General features: G+C 33.6%; 19 protein-coding genes. 6 read left to right on the top strand and 13 right to left on the bottom strand.

Features of this window, described 5'->3' with window-relative positions:
- Nucleotides 1–83: 83 nt before the first annotated feature.
- Nucleotides 84–2,054, bottom strand: coding sequence for a putative porin (locus ABD792_RS10020; protein WP_345005831.1), 1,971 nt, complete (start codon nucleotides 2,052–2,054; stop codon nucleotides 84–86).
- 484 nt (nucleotides 2,055–2,538) lie between these two features.
- On the opposite strand from ABD792_RS10020, the gene ABD792_RS10015 reads away from it, so the two are divergent.
- The 3 genes from ABD792_RS10015 (at nucleotide 2,539) to ABD792_RS10005 (ending at nucleotide 6,804) form a co-directional block, all read left to right on the top strand.
- Nucleotides 2,539–3,138, top strand: coding sequence for a ribonuclease HII (locus tag ABD792_RS10015; RefSeq protein ID WP_345005830.1), 600 nt, complete (start codon nucleotides 2,539–2,541; stop codon nucleotides 3,136–3,138).
- Nucleotides 3,139–3,227: 89 nt separating this feature from the next.
- Entirely contained in the window at nucleotides 3,228–5,660 is a 2,433-nt protein-coding gene (locus ABD792_RS10010; protein ID WP_345005829.1) for a ribonuclease HII, read from the top strand.
- A gap of 94 nt (nucleotides 5,661–5,754) precedes the next feature.
- A complete protein-coding gene (locus ABD792_RS10005) occupies nucleotides 5,755–6,804 on the top strand; it encodes a nucleoid-associated protein (protein ID WP_345005828.1) in 1,050 nt (349 codons plus the stop codon).
- Nucleotides 6,805–6,808: 4 nt separating this feature from the next.
- On the opposite strand, the gene ABD792_RS10000 is transcribed toward ABD792_RS10005, so the two are convergent.
- From ABD792_RS10000 to ABD792_RS09975, 6 genes are all read right to left on the bottom strand, one after another.
- On the bottom strand, nucleotides 6,809–8,548 hold the full coding sequence (locus tag ABD792_RS10000; protein ID WP_345005827.1) for a PAS domain-containing hybrid sensor histidine kinase/response regulator: 1,740 nt from the start codon (nucleotides 8,546–8,548) through the stop codon (nucleotides 6,809–6,811).
- A gap of 29 nt (nucleotides 8,549–8,577) precedes the next feature.
- Nucleotides 8,578–9,669 (bottom strand): FIST signal transduction protein, encoded by a 1,092-nt coding sequence (locus ABD792_RS09995; protein WP_345005826.1) that lies wholly within the window; start codon nucleotides 9,667–9,669, stop codon nucleotides 8,578–8,580.
- 623 nt (nucleotides 9,670–10,292) lie between these two features.
- On the bottom strand, nucleotides 10,293–11,189 hold the full coding sequence (locus tag ABD792_RS09990; protein WP_345005824.1) for a transporter: 897 nt from the start codon (nucleotides 11,187–11,189) through the stop codon (nucleotides 10,293–10,295).
- Nucleotides 11,146–11,448, bottom strand: a complete 303-nt coding sequence (locus tag ABD792_RS09985; protein WP_345005822.1) for a hypothetical protein — start codon at nucleotides 11,446–11,448, stop codon at nucleotides 11,146–11,148. Before ABD792_RS09985 ends, ABD792_RS09990 begins: the two co-directional genes overlap by 44 nt.
- An 87-nt stretch (nucleotides 11,449–11,535) precedes the next feature.
- The gene (locus tag ABD792_RS09980) at nucleotides 11,536–11,967 is read right to left on the bottom strand and encodes a doxx family protein (RefSeq protein WP_345005821.1); all 432 of its coding nucleotides are present in this window, start codon (nucleotides 11,965–11,967) and stop codon (nucleotides 11,536–11,538) included.
- An 88-nt stretch (nucleotides 11,968–12,055) separates the two neighbouring features.
- The gene (locus ABD792_RS09975; protein WP_345005820.1) at nucleotides 12,056–13,555 is read right to left on the bottom strand and encodes a vanadium-dependent haloperoxidase; all 1,500 of its coding nucleotides are present in this window, start codon (nucleotides 13,553–13,555) and stop codon (nucleotides 12,056–12,058) included.
- Between the two features lie 205 nt (nucleotides 13,556–13,760).
- Here ABD792_RS09975 and ABD792_RS09970 point away from each other — a divergent pair, with 205 nt between their 5' ends.
- Nucleotides 13,761–14,441: a LytR/AlgR family response regulator transcription factor gene (locus ABD792_RS09970; protein WP_345005819.1), complete on the top strand. Its 681-nt coding sequence runs from the start codon at nucleotides 13,761–13,763 to the stop codon at nucleotides 14,439–14,441.
- On the opposite strand, the gene ABD792_RS09965 is transcribed toward ABD792_RS09970, so the two are convergent.
- Together ABD792_RS09965 and ABD792_RS09960 are read right to left on the bottom strand one after the other, a co-directional pair.
- The gene (locus ABD792_RS09965) at nucleotides 14,425–17,061 is read right to left on the bottom strand and encodes a hybrid sensor histidine kinase/response regulator (RefSeq protein ID WP_345005818.1); all 2,637 of its coding nucleotides are present in this window, start codon (nucleotides 17,059–17,061) and stop codon (nucleotides 14,425–14,427) included. The two genes, ABD792_RS09970 and ABD792_RS09965, sit on opposite strands and share 17 nt — an antisense overlap.
- 126 nt (nucleotides 17,062–17,187) lie before the next feature.
- Nucleotides 17,188–18,423, bottom strand: coding sequence for an ABC transporter permease (locus ABD792_RS09960; protein ID WP_345005817.1), 1,236 nt, complete (start codon nucleotides 18,421–18,423; stop codon nucleotides 17,188–17,190).
- 8 nt (nucleotides 18,424–18,431) lie between these two features.
- Between ABD792_RS09960 and ABD792_RS09955 the strand changes: the two genes are divergently transcribed.
- Nucleotides 18,432–19,664, top strand: a complete 1,233-nt coding sequence (locus ABD792_RS09955) for an exo-beta-N-acetylmuramidase NamZ family protein (protein WP_345005815.1) — start codon at nucleotides 18,432–18,434, stop codon at nucleotides 19,662–19,664.
- Here the strand turns inward: ABD792_RS09955 and ABD792_RS09950 are convergent.
- Together ABD792_RS09950 and ABD792_RS09945 are read right to left on the bottom strand one after the other, a co-directional pair.
- Complete coding sequence (locus ABD792_RS09950) at nucleotides 19,661–20,500, bottom strand: sterol desaturase family protein (protein WP_345005814.1); 840 nt, start codon at nucleotides 20,498–20,500, stop codon at nucleotides 19,661–19,663. The two genes, ABD792_RS09955 and ABD792_RS09950, sit on opposite strands and share 4 nt — an antisense overlap.
- Before the next feature lie 81 nt (nucleotides 20,501–20,581).
- Nucleotides 20,582–21,076 (bottom strand): YkgJ family cysteine cluster protein, encoded by a 495-nt coding sequence (locus ABD792_RS09945; RefSeq protein ID WP_345005813.1) that lies wholly within the window; start codon nucleotides 21,074–21,076, stop codon nucleotides 20,582–20,584.
- Nucleotides 21,077–21,187: 111 nt separating this feature from the next.
- On the opposite strand from ABD792_RS09945, the gene ABD792_RS09940 reads away from it, so the two are divergent.
- Entirely contained in the window at nucleotides 21,188–21,883 is a 696-nt protein-coding gene (locus ABD792_RS09940; protein WP_345005812.1) for a class I SAM-dependent methyltransferase, read from the top strand.
- A gap of 88 nt (nucleotides 21,884–21,971) precedes the next feature.
- Here the strand turns inward: ABD792_RS09940 and ABD792_RS09935 are convergent, their stop codons facing one another.
- Together ABD792_RS09935 and ABD792_RS09930 are read right to left on the bottom strand one after the other, a co-directional pair.
- Nucleotides 21,972–22,553 carry a DUF1287 domain-containing protein gene (locus ABD792_RS09935; protein WP_345005811.1) on the bottom strand — a complete coding sequence of 194 codons (582 nt, stop codon included), beginning with the start codon at nucleotides 22,551–22,553 and terminating at the stop codon, nucleotides 21,972–21,974.
- A gap of 9 nt (nucleotides 22,554–22,562) precedes the next feature.
- Complete coding sequence (locus ABD792_RS09930) at nucleotides 22,563–24,287, bottom strand: TonB-dependent receptor (RefSeq protein ID WP_345005808.1); 1,725 nt, start codon at nucleotides 24,285–24,287, stop codon at nucleotides 22,563–22,565.
- Between the last annotated feature and the right edge of the window lie 56 nt (nucleotides 24,288–24,343).

Raw genomic sequence — 24,343 nt, 5'->3', positions numbered from 1 at the left:
TACACCACAAAACAACAACACTGGAAACCAAATGGTTACAACACGGAATATATCTACAACCTCTTCAAACTACACGAAATACCCTACAAAAAGAAGTTCCAGACCAAACCAAAACGAACGGTAAAATCTCGATATGGGTTGTTAGGAGCAGAATAATAATTATAACCTGTAAACGCGGAATTAAAGTGCTCGGCCTTCAAAAAGATTCTTGTCTGACGTATCTTTGCATTTATAAAAAAGTCCAATCTAGGAAAACTCCCATATTCCCGCTCCGTTTGCACGTAGAACTCAGCCAACAGCGGATCATATGCATTCATATAATAGCTTGTAAAGTAATTGAATATTATTCCTGTTTGCAAATACATCGCCTTGCCAAACAAATGAGAAGAATAATACAATGTATTACGAGTTGTTAACTCTGGCACGTTAAACACATTATTATCGTCCTGAACATTTTGATACAGCACAGTATTACTTAAAGCAAACTTGTTAAAGAATCGTATTTCCTTTTCCAACTTAACTCTTAAGTAACTTATGGTATTCTCATTTTGAAACGCTTTTACCATACCCGAGACCTCATCTTGTTTAAAATACGTATAATCATTTATCGTGGTATAGTCAATGGTGAAATCGGCCAGTTTTTTTGCCTTTAGCTGAAAGGCCAACTGTTGTGTTTCGGTATTATTGAAACCATTCTGCCAATTATAATTAATATAGTCACTTTGGTAGAGCAACACATTATAATTAGGTGCTTTAGAACTATGGTTAAGAGACGCCAAAACCAACAAATCATCATTGAGTTTAAAGGATGCCTGGGCTTTTAAAAAATTGCCCTCAAAATCTCCAGCAACATTTAACCCAAACTCCCCTTGCAGATCAAATCCTTTGTATTGTTTACGATACACCCCTCCGGCAGCAAAAACATCCCCTTTCAGCCTATTGGTTATTGTTTTACCATTTAACACTACTAACTTATCGTAACCATAATTATAATTAGTATTACTAATATTAAATTGAAGCAACCCTAATATATTGTTACTGTAATTTAATTTCAGCTGATTAAAGAAGCGTTCTAATGTAGCACGGTCTTTTACTGAACTCTTGAAAGCGTCTCCAAAATAACCATTAGCATTAGATTGGTCGAATTGAAAATACTTGTCCTCAAAGGACATAACATGTTCGATATTTAGTTTATTATTAGACACTGAGTCTTTTTCTTTAATTATCTTATAAGCATGATCGATATAGAAACGCTTACCTCGCAGCATACTTTCGGCATTTTCAAAATTCACTTCCAAAATAGATCGATCCAGAAACTCTTCATCGCCAGCTTCAAAATACTCAACATTACCATCTTGAAGCCCTCCGTTTTCTTGATTCATCAAATCTTGGGTCACAACGTGTGCTTTTATCCCATACCTACTATTTTTGGTTTGGAAATTGGTTGTAAATCTAAAATTTCCGGTACTAGTAAGTAAGTGCTGGTATTTCCCCAAAGAACGCAACCCTTTATAAGCAATTGAAAAATTAAATTGGGGCGATGTGTTAACAGTAAAAAAAGAATCGGCTAGTTGCCCCTGCTCAAAAGCTGTTTTAAAAAACAACTCGGTTAACGGTGTAGGCACTCTATAATAATTAATGTCTTCGATCTCCATATAATTAAAATGTCTTGCTCTCGCACCAAATTGAGGCATTAAACGCGTACTTTGAAAATCATATGTCAAACTATTATATGTTTGTCCCAAATTCGAAAACGGCATTAACCCAAAATTATCTCTTCTTAAATAATTAAATTTATATTCTTTTTGTATTGTTAAAGTAGTATCTACATAGGTTGTATCATTTTTATAAGAAATAATTAAGTAATCTTGAATTTTAGCATCTGGATTTTTAAGGTTCTTTATGCCTGTTGATTTTCTAGCTTCTGGACTAAGTGTGTCCTGACGATCAAAACTACTCATACGATCTCTTGAAAACTGCGTCCTATCTTGTGCTTTTAGTGTATTAAACAGCAACACAAAAAAGAATGCCAAAACTGCTTTATTTATCCGCATTAATTATTCTTCTTTTTTTACAGTCAACGCATTTCGCATTGTAGATAATTGTTATGCGACATGTCACTACACGCTACACGCCTTGATTAATTTTCTGGAACAAAAGTAATTATTTGAACGTTAAGAACAGGGAAATATTTTAAATAAAGAAAACCAGCTAAATTTAGCTGGTTTTCTTTATTTAAAATATTACTATCCTGACGTAAAACAGGATGATCTAAATATTTATTTTGAGTTAGTCACAGGCAAACATCCTAATTTTATATTTAAAAAACAAGAAAAAAAGCAAAAATCCATAAACTAATTCTTATAAATGTTAAAAAATAAACATAAAACATATTGATTATATGTATATTAATCAATATTTGACTTTAAAAATAACAATTACACAATTAAAGTAGTTTTTTTCTTTCTAAGTTGGTTTATATATTCATTTATGGTTTTACTTTAATATTTTAGCTTTGTCACATCAAACAATTTGTTAATGCTACTTAAAAATCATTCAAATTATCTTTTAGAGTGTGGTACTGACGAAGCTGGGCGGGGGTGTTTAGCTGGACCTGTTACAGCCGCTGCCGTATTACTTCCTGAGAATTTTAAAAATATTTTATTAAATGATTCTAAACAAATCAGTGAAAAGAAAAGAAACATTTTAAAGCCAATTATAGAATCTAACGCTCTGTGTTTTGGTGTAGCTCATATTTTCCAAGAAGAAATAGATTCCATAAACATTCTAAATGCATCTATTTTGGCTATGCACAAAGCCATTGACGCTTTAGACATAGCCCCTGAGTTTATAATTGTTGACGGCAATAGATTTAAACCTTACAGCAACATTCCTTTTGAAACCATTATAAAAGGAGACAGTAAATATATGAGCATTGCTGCTGCATCAATTTTAGCCAAAACATATCGCGATATATATATGGACACCATTCATGAAGAGTACCCAATGTACAACTGGAAAAAAAACAAAGGCTATCCTACAAAAGAACACAGGGAAGCCATCCGCAAGTACGGAGTTACAAAATATCACAGAAAATCGTTTAAACTTTTACCAGATCAATTAACTTTTAACTTTTAAAAAAGCAGACAGGTTTTACCCTAGATTGCCCTGCTTTTATTTGAGCTATAGAATGAAAATATGTAGGTTTGTAAAAATTAAACCATTTCATGAGATTCTTTTGTTTGATCCTTCTTACTACAATTGTCCTTAATTGCACCAACACCAAAACAAATCGCTCTGAGCTCATACATTTTGTCCCCCAAAACACCCATACCATTATTAAAACCTCTAACTTCGAGGGACTGAAAAGCAGCATAAAGAATAATGATTTTTTGCAAAGATTATCCAACACGGTTTCTTACAAGAAACTTGAAGACAAACTAGACTACTTATCTCTTCTAAATGCTTCTGAAGACCTTTTGATTTGTATCTCTCAAGATGAAAGAGATAGTCTTGCCTATACTGTTATAACAAAATACCAAACGAATATATTTAAAAGTGATTCTTTAACAGACTATACTGAAGAAACATTTTTATACAAAAATAAGCCACTAACACGATCAAAATTTAACGGCAACACCTTTTACAGCACTATTGCAGATAGCACCTTTTTCGCTTCATCATCTAAAGCAATTGTAGAAATGGTGCACAACAAATTTGCTCAAAACATTGAGTTAGAAAAATTTTACAACACAATCGACATTACCAAAACGGCATCAATAATAAGTACTTCTAATACATCATACATAAAATCATTTTTTCTTGAAGACTCTATCAAGACCAACTCTTTTACAAATTATTCAGCTCTTGATATTGACTTAAATCAAGACGAAATAATTTTAAATGGAATAACGAAAGCTACCGATTCTTCTAAAAGCCTAATCAATATTTTCAAAAACACTATTCCACAAGAAAACCTTTGTCCAAATGTGGTTCCAGCTAACAGTGATGGTTTTATGAGTTTTACATTTAATAACTTTAAGGATTTTGAATCTAATTTATTGAAGTTTAAAGCATCTAGCAGCAATGTAACGACTATGATTTTCGATAATATTAATGAAATAGGTATTATTTATCAAGGTAGCGAACAGGCTATTATATTAAACTCCCTTGATGTTATTGCGACCGAAGAAGCCTTAGCAAGCGAACAAAATAAAACTACTACCTACAGAGAAATTCCCATTTATAATTTTAGTACTCCCGATTTATTTTCTAAAACGTTTTCTCCTTTGGTAACATTTAACAAAGCAAGCAAGTATTGTTTACTTGATAATTTTTTTGTTTTTGCAAACGACATGGAGGTCTTACAAAACATTATTGCTAATTATCAAAACAAAACAACTTTTAGTGAACGTCATTACTTTAAAACTATTAAAGAGCAACTAAGTGACGCTGCTTCCTTGTTGATGGTTAACAGTGCGTCGGGATTAGAAAATACACTATCTAAAAATTTTGCCAACAATTCTAATTTAAAATTTGACGATTACAAAGCATCTGCTATTCAGCTTATATATGACACTAATTTTGCACATGTAAATGGTATTGTTAAAAAAATTAAAACCAAGGCAAGATTAAATTCAATTTCCGAAGAATTAACCGTAAAATTGGACAAAGCACTTTTAAACGCACCTCAATTTGTAACCAACCACGTAACAAATCAAAAAGAAATAGTTGTTCAAGATATTAACAACAACTTATATTTAATTTCCAATAAGGGTAAAGTACTTTGGAAAAAACAATTGCATGGTCCTGTTTTAGGGACTATTGAACAAATTGATATTTATAAAAACGGAAGGCTTCAATTGGTATTTGCCACCCCACATCGAGTTTATGTTATCGACAGAAACGGCAATGATGTAGCTCCCTTTCCTGGCAAATTTAACGACGAAATAACGCAACCTCTATCTGTTTTCGATTACGATAAGAACAAAAATTACAGGCTCTTGGTCACACAAGGCAAAGATGTATTAATGTATAATGTTAAAGCACAAATTGTAAAAGGGTTCATTTTTAAATCTGCCAATAATCGCATAATAAGTCAACCTAAACACTTTAGAATTGGCCGTAAGGATTATATCGCTCTAAAAACCCAAAATAAACTTTACATATTGGATAGAACTGGACGAAACAGAGTCACTCCAAAAACAACAAACGTCACTTTTTCTCCTGAGCCCATTTATTTATTCCAAAATAAGTTTACAACAACTACAGCTAATGGCTCTTTAATGAGTGTTGACTCTAAAGGAAATACTGCTACGCAAAACTTGAAATTATCAAAAAAACATAGTATCGTAGCTTCAAGTAAAACATTGGTATCCCACAGTGAAAACAAATTATCCATTAAAAACAATACTATAGAAATAGATTACGGCAGCTATTCTATTCCAAAACTATTCTATATTAATGATAAAATTTACGTTGCCATTACCGACCTGCAATCCCATAAGGTATATTTGTATGATAGTCGTTCTAAATTACTACCTAATTTTCCTGTTTATGGCAATTCTACTATTGACTTAAACCAAATAGATAGGGATCGCAATTTGGAATTTGTTGTTGAAGGAGAAGATAACACTGTTATCATTTACAAAATAAACTAGTTAAATAAAGCTTTTAAAAAGCTAACAATTAGATAAGAGTTTCAGCTATTTTTAATAGTATTGCACCTTATATAACACGTATGCTTTACATATTATGATTTCACGAAAAAATGCCTCTATTTCAAAATTTATTATCCACAAAGTGGGAAACAAATTTAACAGTACAAAAAACGCATTTTCGGAAAAGACAGTAGACTTTGACGAGGCTAGCTACGATTTAATGCTCCCTTTTTTATTAAGGCCTTTTGGCAGTGTGGTGCAAAGTTATCGTTTTAACCATCATGCCGACATTAACTTAAATGAAATTAACAGTTACACAACGCAGTTGTTTAACGATGAAGAAGCATTCGTAGATATTTCAAAGCATATTGTTACGCATTTATTCGAACAATCTAATTCGGCTCAAATTAAAACAGGCGATGTATTGGTAGTATTGTTTGACGGTATTGAATTTAATGATATAACCACTAACGCCATTGGTATTTTTAAAATTGAAAGCAAAATTAACTTTTTTCAAACCTACTTAGAAAACAACAGTTATGATGTTGTGGTACAAAAAGGCATTAGTTCTAAAAAAGTAGACAAAGGCTGCTTAATTTTGAATCAATCTGACAACGAGGGTAAAATTGTTTTATCGGTAGACAATAATAGTTATGACACGCAATATTGGATCAATCATTTTTTAAATATTAAATATGCTGACGATGCCAATAACCACACACAACAATACATTGAACTTTGTAAAGAGTTTTCGACCGAAATTATTAAAAGCACTTATGGTGCCCAAGAACAAAATGCCTTCTTAGCTAAAACCATTGATTATTTCAAAGAAAATGAAATAGTAGCTGTTGAAAAATTCAAGGATGAAATTTTTGAAGAAGACAAACACAAAACACTCTTCGATGATTATAAAAAAACATTTGAAAGTGAACAAAATACAGTCCTTAGAAACCAGTTTGATGTAGCTGAAGCCGTTGTAAACAAAGAAAAGAAAAAGTTTAAAACCGATATTAAATTAGACACTAACATACAAATAAAGCTAGATATAGATGCTCCAGAGGCTTCTACTGAATTTATGGAAAGAGGATATGATGATGAAAAAAAAATGCATTATTACAAAGTCTTTTTTAATGCTGAAGCCTAAAAATTTACATCGCCTTTTTATTAACCACTTCTTTACTATAGGATTTAAGTAACAAATACAATTTCTCTGGATTAAAGGGTTTGCCCATAAAACCATTCATTTTATACTGCTTTGTTTTCTCTCTCATATCTGTTTGTGGTGATGCCGTTAGAGCTATAATAGGAATATTTGCCTTGTCATTTGGTAACTCTCTAATAATTTTTGTAGCTTCATAACCATCTATTAAGGGCATCTGTAAATCCATCAATATCAAATCGAAATCGGCTTCTCTATAAATATCCAATAGTTCCTTACCATTCTCTGCTATTTTAAAATTAACTTTCCAGTTAGAAAAAAACCGTTTAATAACCATAATATTCATTCTATTGTCTTCTGCCACCAATACATTAACATTTAAAGCATCGTAGGTTGGCTGTATTTTTATCATATTTGGCTCATATACATTAAGTCTATTACTTATTTTATATGTAATGTCGAATAAAAACGTAGCGCCTTTTCCCAGTTCACTCTCTACTCTTAAATCGCTATTTTGTAGGTTCAATAATTCTTTACTGATAGACAAGCCAAGTCCCGTACCACCATATTTAACCGAGGTTTCAGAATCAGCCTGCATAAAACTTTCGAAAATGGCTTCTTGTTTATCTGCTGATATTCCTATGCCAGTATCTATAACACTAAACTGAAGCTTTACTTTATTTTTATCTATTCCGAAGTTCTTAACACTAAGCGTTATACTTCCTTGTTCTGTAAATTTTAACGAATTACTCAATAAGTTATTTACTATTTGAGCCAACTTTAATCGATCTCCAATAATATTGGCAGGCAGGTCATTACCCTTTTGTAATTTAAACCTAATTCCCTCAGAATCTGCCCTTAGTTTAAAATGAGACTCTGTATTTTCTAAAAAGAAATCTAAATTAAAATCCTCCTCGTTAACTTTTAATTTCCCCGATTTAATTTTGTCGAAATCCAATAAATCATTTATTAAACCTAGTAAATGTTCGCCCGAATATTTTAATGCCTTGAGATTTTCTATTTGATCTGGAAGGTGTTTTTCCATTAGCAAAATATTAGTCAATCCGGTAACAGCATTCAACGGTGTCCTTATTTCATGGGACACCGTAGAAAGAAACATGTCTTTAGATTTACTGGCCTTTTGAAGCTCAATTTCTGTTTCTTTTAAGTTTGTTACATCAATAATGGTTCCTATGAATCCTGCCGGCATCCCATTATTTCTAAAAATAAGTTTTGATTTTACTTCAAACCACGACAATTTATCGTTGTATTCATTCTTGAAAAGAAATTTAATACTCTGTTTACCACTAAAAAATAATTCGTCAAAATTTTTATCTCCATCTATATTCTCTCTCTTAAGAAATTCTTTAAAACTCTTTCCTATAGAGTTTTTAAGAGGAAACCCTGAATATTTAGTCCAGGCACTATTTAAAAAGGTAAAATTACCTTCCAGATCTGTTTCAAAAATAACGCCTCCTATGTTGTCAACAATATGCTCTAACTTTGTTTTATGACGATCCCTTTCATCCATCAATCGTTGATTTGCGATAAATAGATTTTTAGAATTAGTTTCTAAAATATTCTCAAAACGATTAATATCTTTTTCAAAGTTATCATAAGTGTTGTTAACCATATTTAAAAATTCAGCTAACTCTGGCTGCCCTTCAATATCCAATCCAGATTTTGCTAACTGCCACTTTAAAAGTCTATGTATGTTATTATTTGGCATTTGATAAAGTTGTTATATTCATTCACTAATTATGCTCCTTCACAAGGTGAAAACTCTTCGAATGGTGCTATTTCCCCATAGGAATAAAATCCCGTTACACATGGCTTTGGACCTAATACGCCCCTTACCGCTTCCACTTCTTCCTCAACCATTTGTTTAAGCACTAACCGTCTTCCCACACAACTGATAAGTATAGCCAGTTCTGATGTTTCCAATAATTCTTTGTTCGCTGAAATAGCTGATTCTTCAGCACCATTAATTAACCTATTAATATTAGCTTTCATTAATCGAACATATGCCCCTTCTGGAATGTTACCTGCAAATGTTAAACTTTGTTCTTTTTCATCGACAGCTAATATGGTTCTAACTATAGGTTTTGTATTTTCGTTTATTCGCATGCTTAATGGAAACAGCAACCCTGAACTTGGTAAATTATTGGCTTGTTCTCCCAGAAAAGATTTATAAAGCCTTAAGGCTGGTTGACCATCTAATTCGTATAAAACATTTTTATCCGATTTAGTCACGAGCCTTTCTATTCCAAAACTATCCCATCCTCCTTTGGAACTGTAACCAACTTTCAATCCTTCTCCATAAAACCCTAAACCTATAACAGTTTTATCAACTATTTCACCATTATTAATCACAAACGTTTGACAAAAATCGGATCCATCTGCAGCCAATCCTCCTGTTATGCTAACATCCGGCAATTTTGTCTTTAAGCCAGTAACCAAATCGGCACCATTAACATTTAAACCATCACTTAAAACCAGTACATGTTTTAAGTTTTCGTTGAAAAGCTTGGTGGCTAGTTCTTGCCCTGCAGCATAGCTACAAGTCATATCATCAACACTTACAGATACCTTTTTATAAACAACTTTTTCTAACTGAATAGCTGTTAGGGAAATTGTATTATCTTTAACCGAAACATCCGATATTTCTCCAGCTGTCGAGCATCCAATAATACAGGCATTTTGATACGCTTTCCTTAGTACACCTATAACTTCTTGCTTTTCCTTAAATTTAGGAGAAATAAAAAGTAAAAACACATTAGCCTTAATATGTAAAGAGGAAAGACTAGCTTTCCAATTATACTCTTCTAATGATATTTGCTTAACTTTCATAGTTAATATATTTAGAAAGCATAAAAATAATACATTTTATCGGTATTTTCACTCATTTCAACCAAAAAAATCTTCCGATATATAATAAAAAACACACAAATAAGTATCTAGAAGCTTATTTGTTTATACTATTTTTTTAACTATAAATTATAAAATATAATATTCATAAGGGTATTTTCTTTTAATTCCAAAGCGGTATAAACCTTAGAAATAACTATGAATTACAAGTATTGGATGTATAAAAAATTGAGCTGAGCTTTATAAAATCCGTATGTATAGTCTGCAACAGCTTAACCAGGAAAAGTTTTAAACCTTAATGGCTCTATCGTAATTTAATAAACGAGAAAAAATAAAGAATTCCTTGAAACGAACTATCCCCAAGGCAGAGCCATAGAAGTATACTTCGACAAGCTCAGTACAGGTTTCGATCGTTTCATTTTGACCTCACAAGGCCGATAATCAAAATTCTGTATTTAGATTCCCGTTTTATTCATAATATAATATTTTCAAATTTTTGTATTCTTGAATCTTCAATTTCACGGGAACGACAATTTCAACACAAACTCCGAAGCATAGCGTCGAAGAATTCTTTTTGATTAACAATTGGGCATAACACCTATAATTTAACTTTTCATATTAAAATCAAGCGAATCAGCAGGTGTTTTTATACCCTTATCTTCCTGCTTTTTAGAGAATTTATAAGTAAAGTTCAAGCTTATAAGATAATCGGCAAAAGCAGCATCGCCATGTCTGTATTCTCCTGTCTCAGAAGTTCTTTGCTTATCTATAAAACTTTGTGTTCTATTACGCTCTAAAGCAACAGGAACATTTAAACTCATAGTTAGATTATCTACACTATAATTAATTCCTGGATCTACAGAAATTACATAGCCGGGACGCCTATACCCTGAGCTACCTCCTATTAAATCAGAAGCAGGCACACCTTCTAACCTTCCTCCTAAATACATGTTAAGACCTTTAACATTTGTAAAGTACAAAGCTCCTAATTGTGCAGCATATTGATCTGGTACCGAAAACTCACTTGACCCACTGCGTGTTAGAACCCCGTTCGTTTCCCTAGGGTTAAACAAATAGTATAACGTTGTTGTTAGCATAAAATGGTGAGACAACGTTTGATATCCTTGAAGGTCTAAATTAAACCCTACACCACCATCACCCGGTTGTATTGATTGATCAACAACGTTATCAACCATCATATCTTTATTATCTCCCTGATTGTAAAAGGTATCTGTATACCTATAATCACCTGTAGGCAATTTTATTCCAGTCCCTAATGCTACATTAAAAGATTTACTGTTAGGCTTAAACAGCCAAAACCCTGCACCTAAACGAATGTCCGACAATCCGCTGGACTTTGTATTACGTCTATCACCAAGCCTATTTCCACCATGTTCGTACAATGACGATCTAGTATGCGAAACAAAAGGAATTAACACATTGGTATAAAATCTATCGCTAATTCCATAAATTAAATGTAATATCAGAAAAATAGGAGTCATTTATTACATTGGTACCTTCATCTACCCTGTTTGTCTCTTCTTCAGTTCCTCTAAAGTGTCGGAAGGACTCAAAGTACCTGAAGTTAGAACCTACCGTAAACTCTCCTTGTTTTAGGTTAATCCCATTTTCCATATTTCCTGCACTACATGACGAGTAACCACGAATGGCAACACACCCTTGGGCTTTTATTTTATTTGTTCCTGTATACAAGCATAGAAAAAGCACAAAAACTGTACTTATAAAATATTTATTTTTCATTATGTTCTATTATAATCTGATTATAAAAGAGCAATAACCCTCCTTTATTGAAGTTTTTAATTTAATTAGGAATGCTACAGAAGCATCTTAAATGGCTTCCCTTTTATACTCTTCTAAAGGATAAATAAACAACAACGCACTAATAATAACAATGTTCTTAATAATATACTGCCCAACAAGGGTTAGAACAAAAGGTGCTTTAGTGAATGATATTTCTGGAAAGAATAGCATTGGAATAAATGTAAGTACTAAATGCAAAATGGCAGCAACAACAACTTTTTTAATTTGAAAGTTAAAGATTAGAAACAAACCAATAGCTACCTCTAAAACTGCCAGCATTAAAATGCTTATCTTTTCTGGCATAAATCCCAATGTTAAAAACGTTATGGTTTGTTTAGCTAAAGCATCTGCAGGGCTCAACTCCGGAAAAAATTTAAGCCCTCCAAACCAAAGGTATATTATTCCAATACTAACACTTAACAATCTGAATTTATTGATACGGGAAATAAAACGAGCCATACTAACTTACTTTTTAATTTTATCCGCCCCTCTAAATGTTATATAACATGAGGGGGGCGAATTTCAAACTAACAACTCTCTCTACTAGCTATAGATTATCTGTAGATTCACCAAGAAGCTCCAAATATTTTTTGTAATTGTAACGGGCTATATTCCGTCCTAAATTAAGTCCTTCAATATTATCTGCTTGAATATGGTACCCTCCCATTACTCTGGATATCCCTGCCATTTCTCCTGTTTTGGTAAAGGTTGGAAATTTAAGAACTACTGGATCTCCAAGATTATTGGGCTCGGTAAGCGCACCTGGGATCAATTCTACTTCAACACCAAATTTATCGTTGCCGGTAAATAGTCTTAGTGCTTCGGCACAGCCTCCGCTAATAGTACTATGTCCTGACACGTAACTAGGAAATGGTGGACACAAAAAAGTATCGGGAGAATATGGACGCCATTCCTGGCCTTTCATTTTCACCATGCCTTTATCTGGACCTCCCCAGGCATCAATGGTTTGATCTTGATAATACTCATGCACTAAGGCATATGGTCTTGCAAAATCGTAATGCATTTTTGAATCCCAACACGCGATAAAGCCGTCCATAGCAACCGATTCTACAAGAAAATACATCTTTATATCCTCGTCAAGTGTATGATGATCTCTTAACGACACATCCTGAGCAAACTTCAACCAGTGTCCCGCCTGCTGTACCGACTTGGGACCATCGCGCATAAACTCTACCAAGGCTTTATGTTCTGGGGTTAAATTAGCTTGTAATTCAACAACTTCTTTTACTTCTTCTTTTAACTGATCTGAACCTAACACGGGGGGTGGTCCTGGGCGAAACTGATCTGCCGTACTAAGTAAAAGTGGTCTTACTTTTTGCCAGTATGGGGTTAAGCATCCTGGAGCAAACTTTCCGCCTTTTCCATCTGAAAAATATTTAGGCTGCCACCTGTTAATATCGACATTATTATCGGCATCGTTAACCGGCTTATATCCCGTGTAATCGAAATACGGTTTGCCCATAGATCCTTCGACATCACCATATTGATTGGAACCATCATGCCTACGTGCATCGATAACCATTTTTGCCGCCAGATTTCCTATTCCTTCTGGTGTTGTAGGATCTAGCGACTTATTATTAGGATCTAGCCCTAATTTTATCATTTTATTCTTAAACATAACACTATCAGAGTAATAGTATTCACTTAGGGCACGATAAGCCGCATAACTCACGGCGATTTCTTTATTCTTTAGGGTTCTTTTGTTTTTAGGCTGACGTGCTACATCATTAAGGTAAACCGGACTTGCCTTATCGTCGTATCGTGTCCAGGCATCGAACATTGATGTGAAAATCAATCCTAAAAATCTTGAGGTGATCGTTGGTCTTGGCTTAAACTTATCTGTATCATTTGCTGTACCTTCAAGCGCTATATGTGCCCACTGATAGGCTACATTATCCTTTCCTTTTGGCACTGCTTCCGTTTTAGCCATGTTATCTGCCATGGCTCCTTTATTTTCATTCTTGCAGTTTGTAAGAACTACTAATAAAGACAAGGCAAGCAAAGCTTGCTGTAATTTTAATTTCATAATTGGGTTGGTTTTTGTTGACCCAATATTACTATTTTACTTAACATATCTCTATATTATTGTACGGATTGATTATATTGCTTGATGAAATACGCTTTTTATTTGATAAACCAACGAAATAAACTAGTGGGATTAAGTTAATGCCAACCTATATAATGATTTTCAAATCATAACTAAGCTATTAAGAGCAATAAAATAGTAACAGATGAAATGTCTTATTGTTGACGATGACCCGTTAATGTGTGATTTACTGGAACACTTTTGCAGTAAAATTGATGACATAACCAGTGTTGTAACTACTACTTCTGGATTTGAATCAATAAATCTTATTAACAGCTCTCACTTTGATGTTATTCTGTTGGACTATAACTTACCCGATATAACCGGTGAAGATATTTTAAGAATAACGCCTTCCAATACGGCTGTAATTATGATTACTTCTAATAAGAATTTTGCTCCAGATTCCTATAATTACGATCAGATAGCAGACTTTTTAGTAAAACCTATTAACTTTCCCAGATTCTTTAAAGCATTTCAAAAAGCACAAGTTTTCCAATCAAAACACCAAAATAAAGAAGCCAGACTTTTTATTAAAGATGGCAATAAGTTGGTAAAGATAAATTTAGAAGACGTTTGCTATTTTAAATCGGAAGCTAATTATATTTCTGTGGTCATGACAAAGAGAAAGATATTAACGCTCATGACCTTAAAAGATCTTGAAACTAAGTTACCTGATTTTTTTCAACGGGTGCATCGTTCTTATATTGTTAACTTGAATAAAATAAGCGCCATAGGCAATAATGTTATAGAAATAGGAAAAGACCATGTACCGCTTAGCCAGAGTTACGAAAAAACACTATATCAAAAAATCAGTCTTTTAAATTAACACGTCTTTCTTCTCTAAAACAACATAAGTAATAAACAAAAGTATTTTGTATTTCCTCTAATTGATTTAACGCAAGCGTTTCTACTTGTTCTGGCAACAGCTTTGAAAGAGAGCTTAATTTTAAATTATTAATGTGAGCAATAAGCTTATGCAATATGGCCTCCCATTCTTTTTGATCTTTACTTGTTACGGCCTTTTCGATACGGTCTTTATAAGTTTGAAATTCCTCAATAAGCAAACCAATTACTTTTGCTATTTTTCCTTTTTCGTGATCGTAATTACTATAAATATTTAAAAAATCAGGTTGCGAAAATTCATGAGCTCCTAAAACTTTAAACGCATAATCTTTTAATTCATTTGCCTTGAATGGCTTTTGAAAATAAATTGGCGATATCGACTCCATCATTTCTGGCTCTGAAGCCGACACCAAGACAAGCGGACAGGTTATCCTTTTCGATTGTATCCATTGCTCTAATTCGTCCTTTAAATGGATATCATTTAGTAATAAATCACTAAAGATTAGATCTGGCTTATTTTCGGCTAAATAATTTAATGCTCCATCTACACTACTTACCTGTTCTAATTCAACAGACTTATTTTTCAATATGTGCCTTACAAGTTCTATTGTGGACACATCATCTTCGATATGAAGTATCTTGTAAAACTTTTTAAATTCTAGGCTGTCCTGAACTTGAATGGATTTTTCTTCATTTATTTTAGCTTTATTAGCTGACACAACAGGAATCGTTATGCAAAATGTCGACCCTATTCCCTTTTCAGAATCGACACTTAGATACCCTCCAAATAAGGAGGAGAGTTGTTTTACAATCGACAAACCAAGACCGTATCCCCCATATCGTCCCGACAGTTCTTTACTTTCCTGAAAGTAACGGTTATTTATTTTATCAATATTTTCAGGGTGAATACCAATCCCTGTATCTACCACCTTTATTTCTAATTGTTTAGCCTCATTACAATTTATCTTTGCCAATAGCTTAACTGCTCCTTTAGACGTAAACTTTAGTGCATTTACAACCAGATTCGTAACCATTTGCGATAGCCTTAAGGGATCTGTTTGAAATAATTCTTCTTCAATATCTTTATCCATTTCGACTGTAAAATCCAATCCTTTTCTAATGGCTTCGTATTGATAACTTGAGTAAATATCTTTAAGCAATTTGGCAATATTGGTTGGCTGATATTCTATGTGCAATGTGCCCTCTACTATTTTTTTATGATCCAAAACATCGTAAACCAATCCTGCCAAGTTATTGGCACTTCTATCCAACGCCTCAATAATAGGCAACTGAGCATTTGATTGGCTGTTCTTTTTAAGTAATTGGGTAAGTCCTAAAATAGCATTAAGGGGTGTACGTAATTCATGGCTCATATTTTGCAAGAACTCATCGCGTTGCTGCTTGGCCTGCCTTTCTTTTTCTAGCGCTATATTAAGTTTATTAACATTTTGATCGATTTTAATTTTCATCTTTTTAAACGTTCTGGCCAAAACACCTATTTCATCGTTCCTACTAACTGGCAATGGGATATCGCTAACCAAGCCTTCATCGTAGTTGCTAATGGCCTTTGTAATTTGATTGATCTTTTGGGAAATAACACTCACAAAAAACCATGACAACAAAATACAGATCAAACATACCAACAGTAAAGCCTGCAAGCTATTTGCTCTAACAGCATGTGCACTTTTCAGCAAAATATCTTGTTTTACAGCAGCTACCAGATAAAAGTTTCGTTTTCCTTTAAAGTAATTTAATTGTTTTACATAACTAAGCAGATTATTATCTAAGTTTACTTGTAAACCATTTACAACCTGCTTTGAATCAAAAACTGCATTGGAATCTATCTTAAAATCTGAATAAAAATTATCATTATTACCTGTTTGCGAAGCAAACAGTTTGTCTTTATCTAATGCATATAAATAATCTCCTTCTTTGTTAATTAAGTACAGTTGAGATTCTTCTTTGGATATTTTATCCAGTGTTACATATAATCTGGTTAGATCAACATTAATTACTACAATTCCAACAACCTCGTTATTGGCATTAAAAATTGGACTTGCAGCTCTTAACGTTGGAATATACGGCTTACTAACAAGTCCATATTCTTCATTAAGATTGATTTTGGAAAAGTAGAGCGCTCCCTTTTCTATAGCTATTGCTTCCTTGAAATAATCCCGATCTCCTTTTTCCTGAAGTTCGTCTGATTTAAAAACACGACCTTCTTTCTTATCGAACCTGATGATCTCCCTTCCATTATTTTCTAGCCCGATAAACCGTATTTGAAAGTAAGACGCTTTATTACTTAATACACTTTTAAATAAGGTATTGATATCCTGAATGGTTCTCACCGATGGTTTCTGTACATAATTACCTAATGTTGGACTTGAAGCTATTACTGCAATATCATTAGAAACCTCACCCAATAAGGCATAAAAAGCTTGCTCGGCTAGTTCGGATTCGTGTACAATACGATTTCTAGCATATTCGGTAATAACCTTTGAAGATTTTTCAAAAACCAAATACCCCGATAATAAAATAGAAAAGATAATAAGTCCTGTAAAAAACAGTGCTAAACGAATTACTATGGAATGTCGAAATTTCATTAGAATATGCTAATATAAAACATTGCCTACCACAAATATTTTTTTTTGAACTATTCACTACTACCAATTGTAGCTCCAGACAAAACATTTAAACAAATCTTTACCAGATTAATTCCAATTTATAGGCTATTCAAACCTTATAGCCTTAACAGGCGAAATTTTAGTAACGATGTACGATGGCACCAAAAGCATTAATAAACAAAGTATCAAGGTTCCTATGTTTAAAGTCATGATATACCCAAAACTTATGTACACAGGTGCTTCGGACACATAGTAAACATTTGGATCTAAAGGAAATAGCTTAAAATACTTTTGTGTAAACAACAGTCCTAACCCTATAAGGTTCCCCCAAAACAACCCCAAAAGAATTAGATAAGAAGCATTATATAAAAACACCTTTCGAACACTCCAGTTATTACTTCCTAATGCTTTTAAAATACCTATCATTTGCGTACGCTCAAGGATTAAAACCAATAAGGCGGTTATCATATTAATACCTGCCACAAGAATCATGATACCAATAATACCATATATGTTTTTATCAAAAATATTGATCCATTCAAAAATTGAGGCATATTTATCGACTACTGTAAAAGCATCCAATAACGACGGTATTTGTTTATAAACCTCGGGGCCTTTCTCCTCTAGATCGTCATAATTTTCAATAAACACTTCAAAACTCCCGATCTCATCACTTTTCCATTTGTTTAAACGTTGTAAATGACGAATATTCCCGATCAAATATTGTTTATCCAGGTCCTGAAACCCAGAATTATATATACCCACGACACGGCATTTAAGATAACTAGGCAATTTTTCGGGATCATCTTTAGCAAACACCATTTGAAATTCGTCCCCTACCTTAAATCTTAATCTCTTGGCAAGATATTCTGAAATTAGAACTTCTTCGCTCCACTTCTCTTTGAACAGCGGCAACCTGCCTTCAATAAGAAAATCGTTAAAGTAACTCCAGTCATAATCGTCTCCTACTCCTTTAAAAACAGGAGCTTCAAAATCGGTTTCGGTACGAATAACTCCAAACTTTGTCGCTACTGCCTGTATATGCGTAATGCCTTGAACCGACTTAAATTCTGGGTAAAAACTCTGGTTTTTTGAGACTGGAAAGATACTCTCCTGGGAATTATTGCTATCGTAATTGGTTATAGTTAAGTGCCCATTGAAAGCAACAACCTTATCACGTATTTTTTGCTGCAAACCAATTCCGGTAGCTATGGCAACCATCATTACTACCAACCCAATTGCGATTGCTGCAATGCCTATTTTTATTATTGGTGCCGATATACTACTTTTATATGCTTTACTACCAATAATACGTTTAGCTATAAAAAATTCGTAATTCAAATTATACCATGGGGTTTAAGATTTTCAAAAATACAGTTTTATTATTTGTTTTAATACTAATTTCTTGTGCAAACATTTCAAAATCCCAAGCGGACCATCAAAAACAAGAAGACCAAATAAACGAACCTCAAAAAACCAAACCATATGTTGGTGCCAATCAAACAGAAATCTATTTACCTCTATTACAAAATAAACGTGTTGGTATTGTTGCCAATCAAACAAGTGTTATTTTTAAAACGGAAAATACATTTACCCATTTGGTAGATTCCCTTTTACTATTAGATATAAATATTACTAAAGTGTTTGCTCCTGAACATGGATTTCGTGGAAAAGCAGATGCAGGGGAAGTAGTAAAAGACGGCATCGACACTAAAACAGGATTGCCTATTGTTTCCCTTTATGGCAGCAATAAAAAGCCAAAAGAGGAGCAACTTAAAGATCTTGACATTATTATTTTTGACATACAGGATGTAGGTGCGCGGTTTTACACATACATCTCCACCTTACACTATGTAATGGAAGCTTGTGCCGAACAGCAAATCCCTGTTATGATATTAGATCGGCCAAATCCAAATGGCCACTATATTGATGGCCCCGTTTTAGAAACATCCAACAAAAGTTTCGTTGGCATGCACCCCGTACCAATAGTCCATGGTATGACCATTGGAGAATATGCTCAAATGATCAATGGCGAAAAATGGTTAGCAAACGGCATACAATGCAACATAAAAATAATACCTGTTATGCACTACACACATAAGACGCCTTATGATTTACCTATAAAACCATCTCCAAATTTACCTAACCCAAAAGCTATTAACCTGTACCCCAGCTTGTGTTTTTTTGAGGGCACCAATGTTAGTGCGGGTAGAGGAACGAATTTACAATTTCAAATTTTTGGAAGCCCTTTCCTTAACTCCAATATTTATGAGTATCGATTCACACCGACACCCAATGAAGGTGCAAAATATCCCAAGCACCAAAACAAGCAGTGTTATGGCAAAAACTTGACAAAAACTCCTACGTTAAGTACTTTAAACCTTTCTTGGCTAATTGAAAGTTACAACCACACAACAAACAAATCAACCTTTTTTAATGCCTTTTTCACCAAATTAGCTGGCACTAAAAAATTACAACAACAAATTGAACAAGGTTTAAGTGAAGATGTTATCAAAACAAGTTGGCAAAAAGGGCTGGAATCGTTTAAAGCAACCCGATCTAAATATTTAATCTACGACTAATCTTTTTCGGGAATAATGGTTGGCTTTTTATATTTCTGAAATGGCTGCTTTAATAAATCTTTAATATTTCCATTCTCCACCGGATCGGGAAAAACATCTACGCCAAATACTATTTTCTCTCGATCTAATTCCATATAAGTCCCCAAAAGCCTGTCCCAAACAGAAAAAATATTTCCGTAGTTAGAATCCGTATAAGGCAACATATAATGGTGATGTACTTTATGCATATCGGGAGACACCAGTACATAACTTAAAATATGATTTACACCTTTTGGTAAATTTATATTAGCATGGGTAAACTGGGTAGCCACTATAGACATAGATTGATATAACATTACAATACCCATTGGTGCCCCAATTATAAAAACGCCCATCAAGGTAAACACAAATCGAATAACACTCTCTAACGGATGGTGCCTGTTAGCTGTAGTTGTATCGACTTCATGATCTGTATGATGTACTAAATGTACCATCCATAAAAACTTTACTTTATGCTCTACATAATGTGGCAAATAGGCTCCAAAAAAATCCATTAGGAATACGCCAAGGATAAGATACAGCCCCATAGGCATTTCTGGAAGCCAGTTAAGAATTCCAAAATCGTTTGCCATTACCGAGTCGGCCGATTGTAACAATAAAAAGGCCAATACAAAATTAATCACTACAGTAGTGAGCGTAAAGAAGATATTCGGAATGGCATGTCGCCATTTTTTATAATTGAATCTATATAAGGGTACAGCCCCTTCCAACATCCAAAAAAAAGTAAGCCCTCCAACTAAAATTATACTTCTGTGAAACGAAGGAATGGTTTCGAAATAGGTTAATATGGTTTCCAAAGCGTTAAAAATTTGATTTTAAAGATACTAAAAAATCGAAAACGCTATCACTTAGGAAAAGTAACTTTAATCAGTAGTGTATTATACTTTTAAACGTTTCTTCATGGTTTCAACTATATTGAAAGCGGCGGGACATATTGCTACATTCTTCAGGGTTAGATGCGATATTTGTTGAAACTTCTTTCTGTCGGTATGCGGAAACTCCCGGCAGGCTTTTGGGCGAACTTCGTAAATTGAACAATAATTGTCGGCTCCCAAAAACGTACAGGGTACACTTTGCAATACGTAATCATTATCCTCATCGATCCTTAAATACCGATCGATAAATTGCTGCGGTTTCAGTTTAAAAAACTTAGCAATCCTATCAATGTCCTTATCGGTAAACAACGGCCCTGTTGTTTTACAGCAATTGGCACACTCTAAACAATTGGTTTCCCTAAATTCCTCTTCGTGCAATTCCTGCATAACATAATCCAAATTCTTTGGCGGTTTCTTTTTTAATCTTGCAAAGAATTTTTTGTTCTCGTTATGTTTATCTTTGGCCTGTTTCGGAAGGTTATTTACAACATCTTGCATGGCGCAAAAATAATGATTTTGCTGCCTATGAAGTAAGAATTACTAAATAATTAAAGCACCTAACACACTACCGTAATGACTTTTAATAGTCTAAAATTGACATAAACAACTATGAAAGATCTATTTGGAACTGCTTTATTGGATTACCAAAAGGGCCATTATACTGAAGACATTATTACTTCCACCAGTATTTCTGATGATGATATTTTACCACTTCCCTACCTGTTTAGGGATTATAAAGACATGCCCAAACTGGAAAAAAAAGCCTTAAACTTAGCAAAAGGAACTATTTTAGACGTAGGTTGCGGTGCTGGCAGTCATAGTTTGTATTTACAAAAGCAAGGTCTTAAGGTAAAGGCTATTGACATTTCACAAGGTGCCATTGATGTTTGTGCGTTAAGGGGCATTAAAAATACAGAATTGAAACACCTCTTAGATGAAACGGACACCTTTGACACCATTTTATTACTGATGAACGGTACTGGTATTTTCCAAGAGTTATCACAGCTTTCCAAATATTTAATTCATTTAAAAAGCTTATTGAAACCAAACGGTCAGATCCTGATTGATTCTTCTGATATAAAATATATGTATGAAGATGAAGATGGCGGCTTTTGGATAGATACTAATACCAATTACTATGGGGAACTGGACTACTTTTTAAGCTATAAAGATGAAACCGAAATCCCCTTGAAATGGCTTTATCTTGATTTCAACACTCTAAAGTTTGCTAGTGAAACTGTTGGCCTACAATGCGAATTAGTTGTAGAGGGCGATCATTTTGATTATTTGGCTAGATTAAGCTAATTGTTTTTCTTGTGTAGTTAGAAATCCACCAAGTGTAATACATTTTAATTGAACGGATTCCTATCTCTGCAGGAATGACATTATCTTTTCACTGTAAACACCCATAATGTCCAATTATTTTAAAGTCAAATAAGCAATCTTCTAAAACTTGTCCTTTACCAATATTATGAACTATCAAATTTCGTTTTCCGTCTTTGGATTTTATATTAACTACGATCCCAATATGTGTTATTGCTCCACCCAAATTCCAACAAACGATATCACCAGGAAGGTAATCTGTTGGATCTTTGGTTATGCTCTTCTCTAGACCTTTACGTTTAAAGAACACCATTAAGTTAGGCACTCTCCTATGATCAATGTTTTTATCTGTAGTTTTCAACCCCCATATTTTAGGATATAAACTAAAGTTAGCTTTCATATCTTCATGCACTTCCTTTTGCAGATCTAAGCCTATTTTTCTATATGCTCGAATAACCACATCGGTACAAACGCCTTTGTTTTCAGGAACATCACCATTTGGATAATCAATTGAAAAATAGCTAGAATCATAAACAACCTGTTGTTTGGTTAACTGAATTGCTTTCTCTGAAAATACAGAGCACTTAGTAACATTTTGCGCAAGACAAAAATTTATAACTGCTAGAAAAAATAAGAAAAGGCTTTTTCTCATCGATTTATATCAAAAATCAAACTTATAAGTAGCCCCTGCTAAAAACTGAATGCTTTGTACTGGAAAATTCTGCCAACGTTGATAACTGTTATTGGCTATGTTATTAGCTTTAGCAAATACTGAAAACTGCTCGTTAATGTGATACCCTACATGGGCATTGGCATCAAAATAGCTATCGAGATTAACCGTAAACGGTGAAGTAATAGTCCCATCGTTTAAATAAAACTGATCTTTACGCTTTCCTACATAAAATATATTTGCACCGGTAAACCAATGTGCATTAATTTGGTAATCCAAAAATAAGGATCCTTCTATATCTGGTAAGTTCCATGCTTCGGTTTCTGTGTCTGCATTATATGTGTAATAAGCTGCTTTTATGGCCAATGTGAAATTCCTATTCATATCAAAGCTCAATTCGCCTGCAAGACTAAAGGTATCAACATCATCATATACAATTCCAAAAGAATTACCATAGGAATAATCTTGTGAGGTGTTGGTTATTTCATTATTTCTGAACAATGCTTTATTCCTGTCTGCCAAATAACGCCCACTAATATTATAACTCATATTACTGGAAACTTTTCCCTTCAAACCTATATAGGCATTATACAATTGATCGGTTGGCATAATAAACAGAGTCGGTGACACAAACGGATTCTCGTTTGCAAAGCTATAATAGGAGTTCTGAACCAAACCGCCTTCTATACCTCCGTAAGCAATAAGGATATCATTAACCAATCGGTACGAAGCCGTTACTTTTGGATAAATATAAAACTTACTTTCTTTTGCCTCCATATCGTTCAAATAATAAGCAGACACTCCCAAATTTACTGTAAGATCATCTTGTTTTAATTGAAAACTTGGCGCTATTCCTATCTGAAAATTTCCGTATTTCAATTCTTCATCAACACCATAAGCTCTTTCAAAACTCCCGCCTAAATAATCAAACGTTATCTCTGTTAATACTTCTTCCCTGTTGATAGGTACATCTACAATAGCTTTAATCTTAAACCTATTTTCTCCAGATCCCTGATTGTCACCAAAACGTCTAAATAACATATTACCTGAATTAACATAGGTATTCTCGAAAGCCAAGTCACCTCCTAAATAAGCATTATAAAAAGCATGACCAACATCGATATTTGCAGATGTAGCATCGTCTATTTGCGACTTAGCCACCCCATACCAATTATAAGTTTGATACTGAAAGCCTGCTTCGGCTGTCCATGACATATCTCTTAGTCTGGAAGTATAATTAATATTAAGTTTAGAATTTGAAAAATCATTATCAAATACTGCATCTTCCACATCGCCTTGCGATGAATGGTGACTTAGATAGCCTCCAACACTTTCTGTACGGCTAATAGCATTGTTTAAATATACCTCTCCTAAAATACTAGTGTAACTACCCACTCCCAAAGTAGCATAATTATCATATAACTTAGCTGGCTTTACTTTTTCAATCACTGCTGCTTTTCCTTTAGCAGGGGTAAAAGTAGAGGCAACTGGAAACGAGAATATATTATATTTTATTTCCTTTTTTGTTTCAGTTGCATCATCATCTAAAGTTGGTGTTTCTTTTACTTTAAAAGCATCTGATATGGACGGGGTATAGGGCTTAACTACATTTATTACTCCAGTTGTAATGGTGTCTTTACTTCTATCTTGAGAAAATGCCATTCCTACTGTAAATGTAAAAACGCCTATTAATATATTTTTGATGTGCTTTCGCATATGTTTTATATTTTTAAATGACTTCTTGCTGAATTTATTTTAATAAAGACATCTCG

Source organism: Snuella lapsa (assembly GCF_039539345.1).
Lineage (GTDB): Bacteria > Bacteroidota > Bacteroidia > Flavobacteriales > Flavobacteriaceae > Snuella > Snuella lapsa.
The sequence above is the reverse complement of the archived record's forward strand: the minus strand, read 5'-3'. Positions and strand labels throughout refer to the sequence as shown.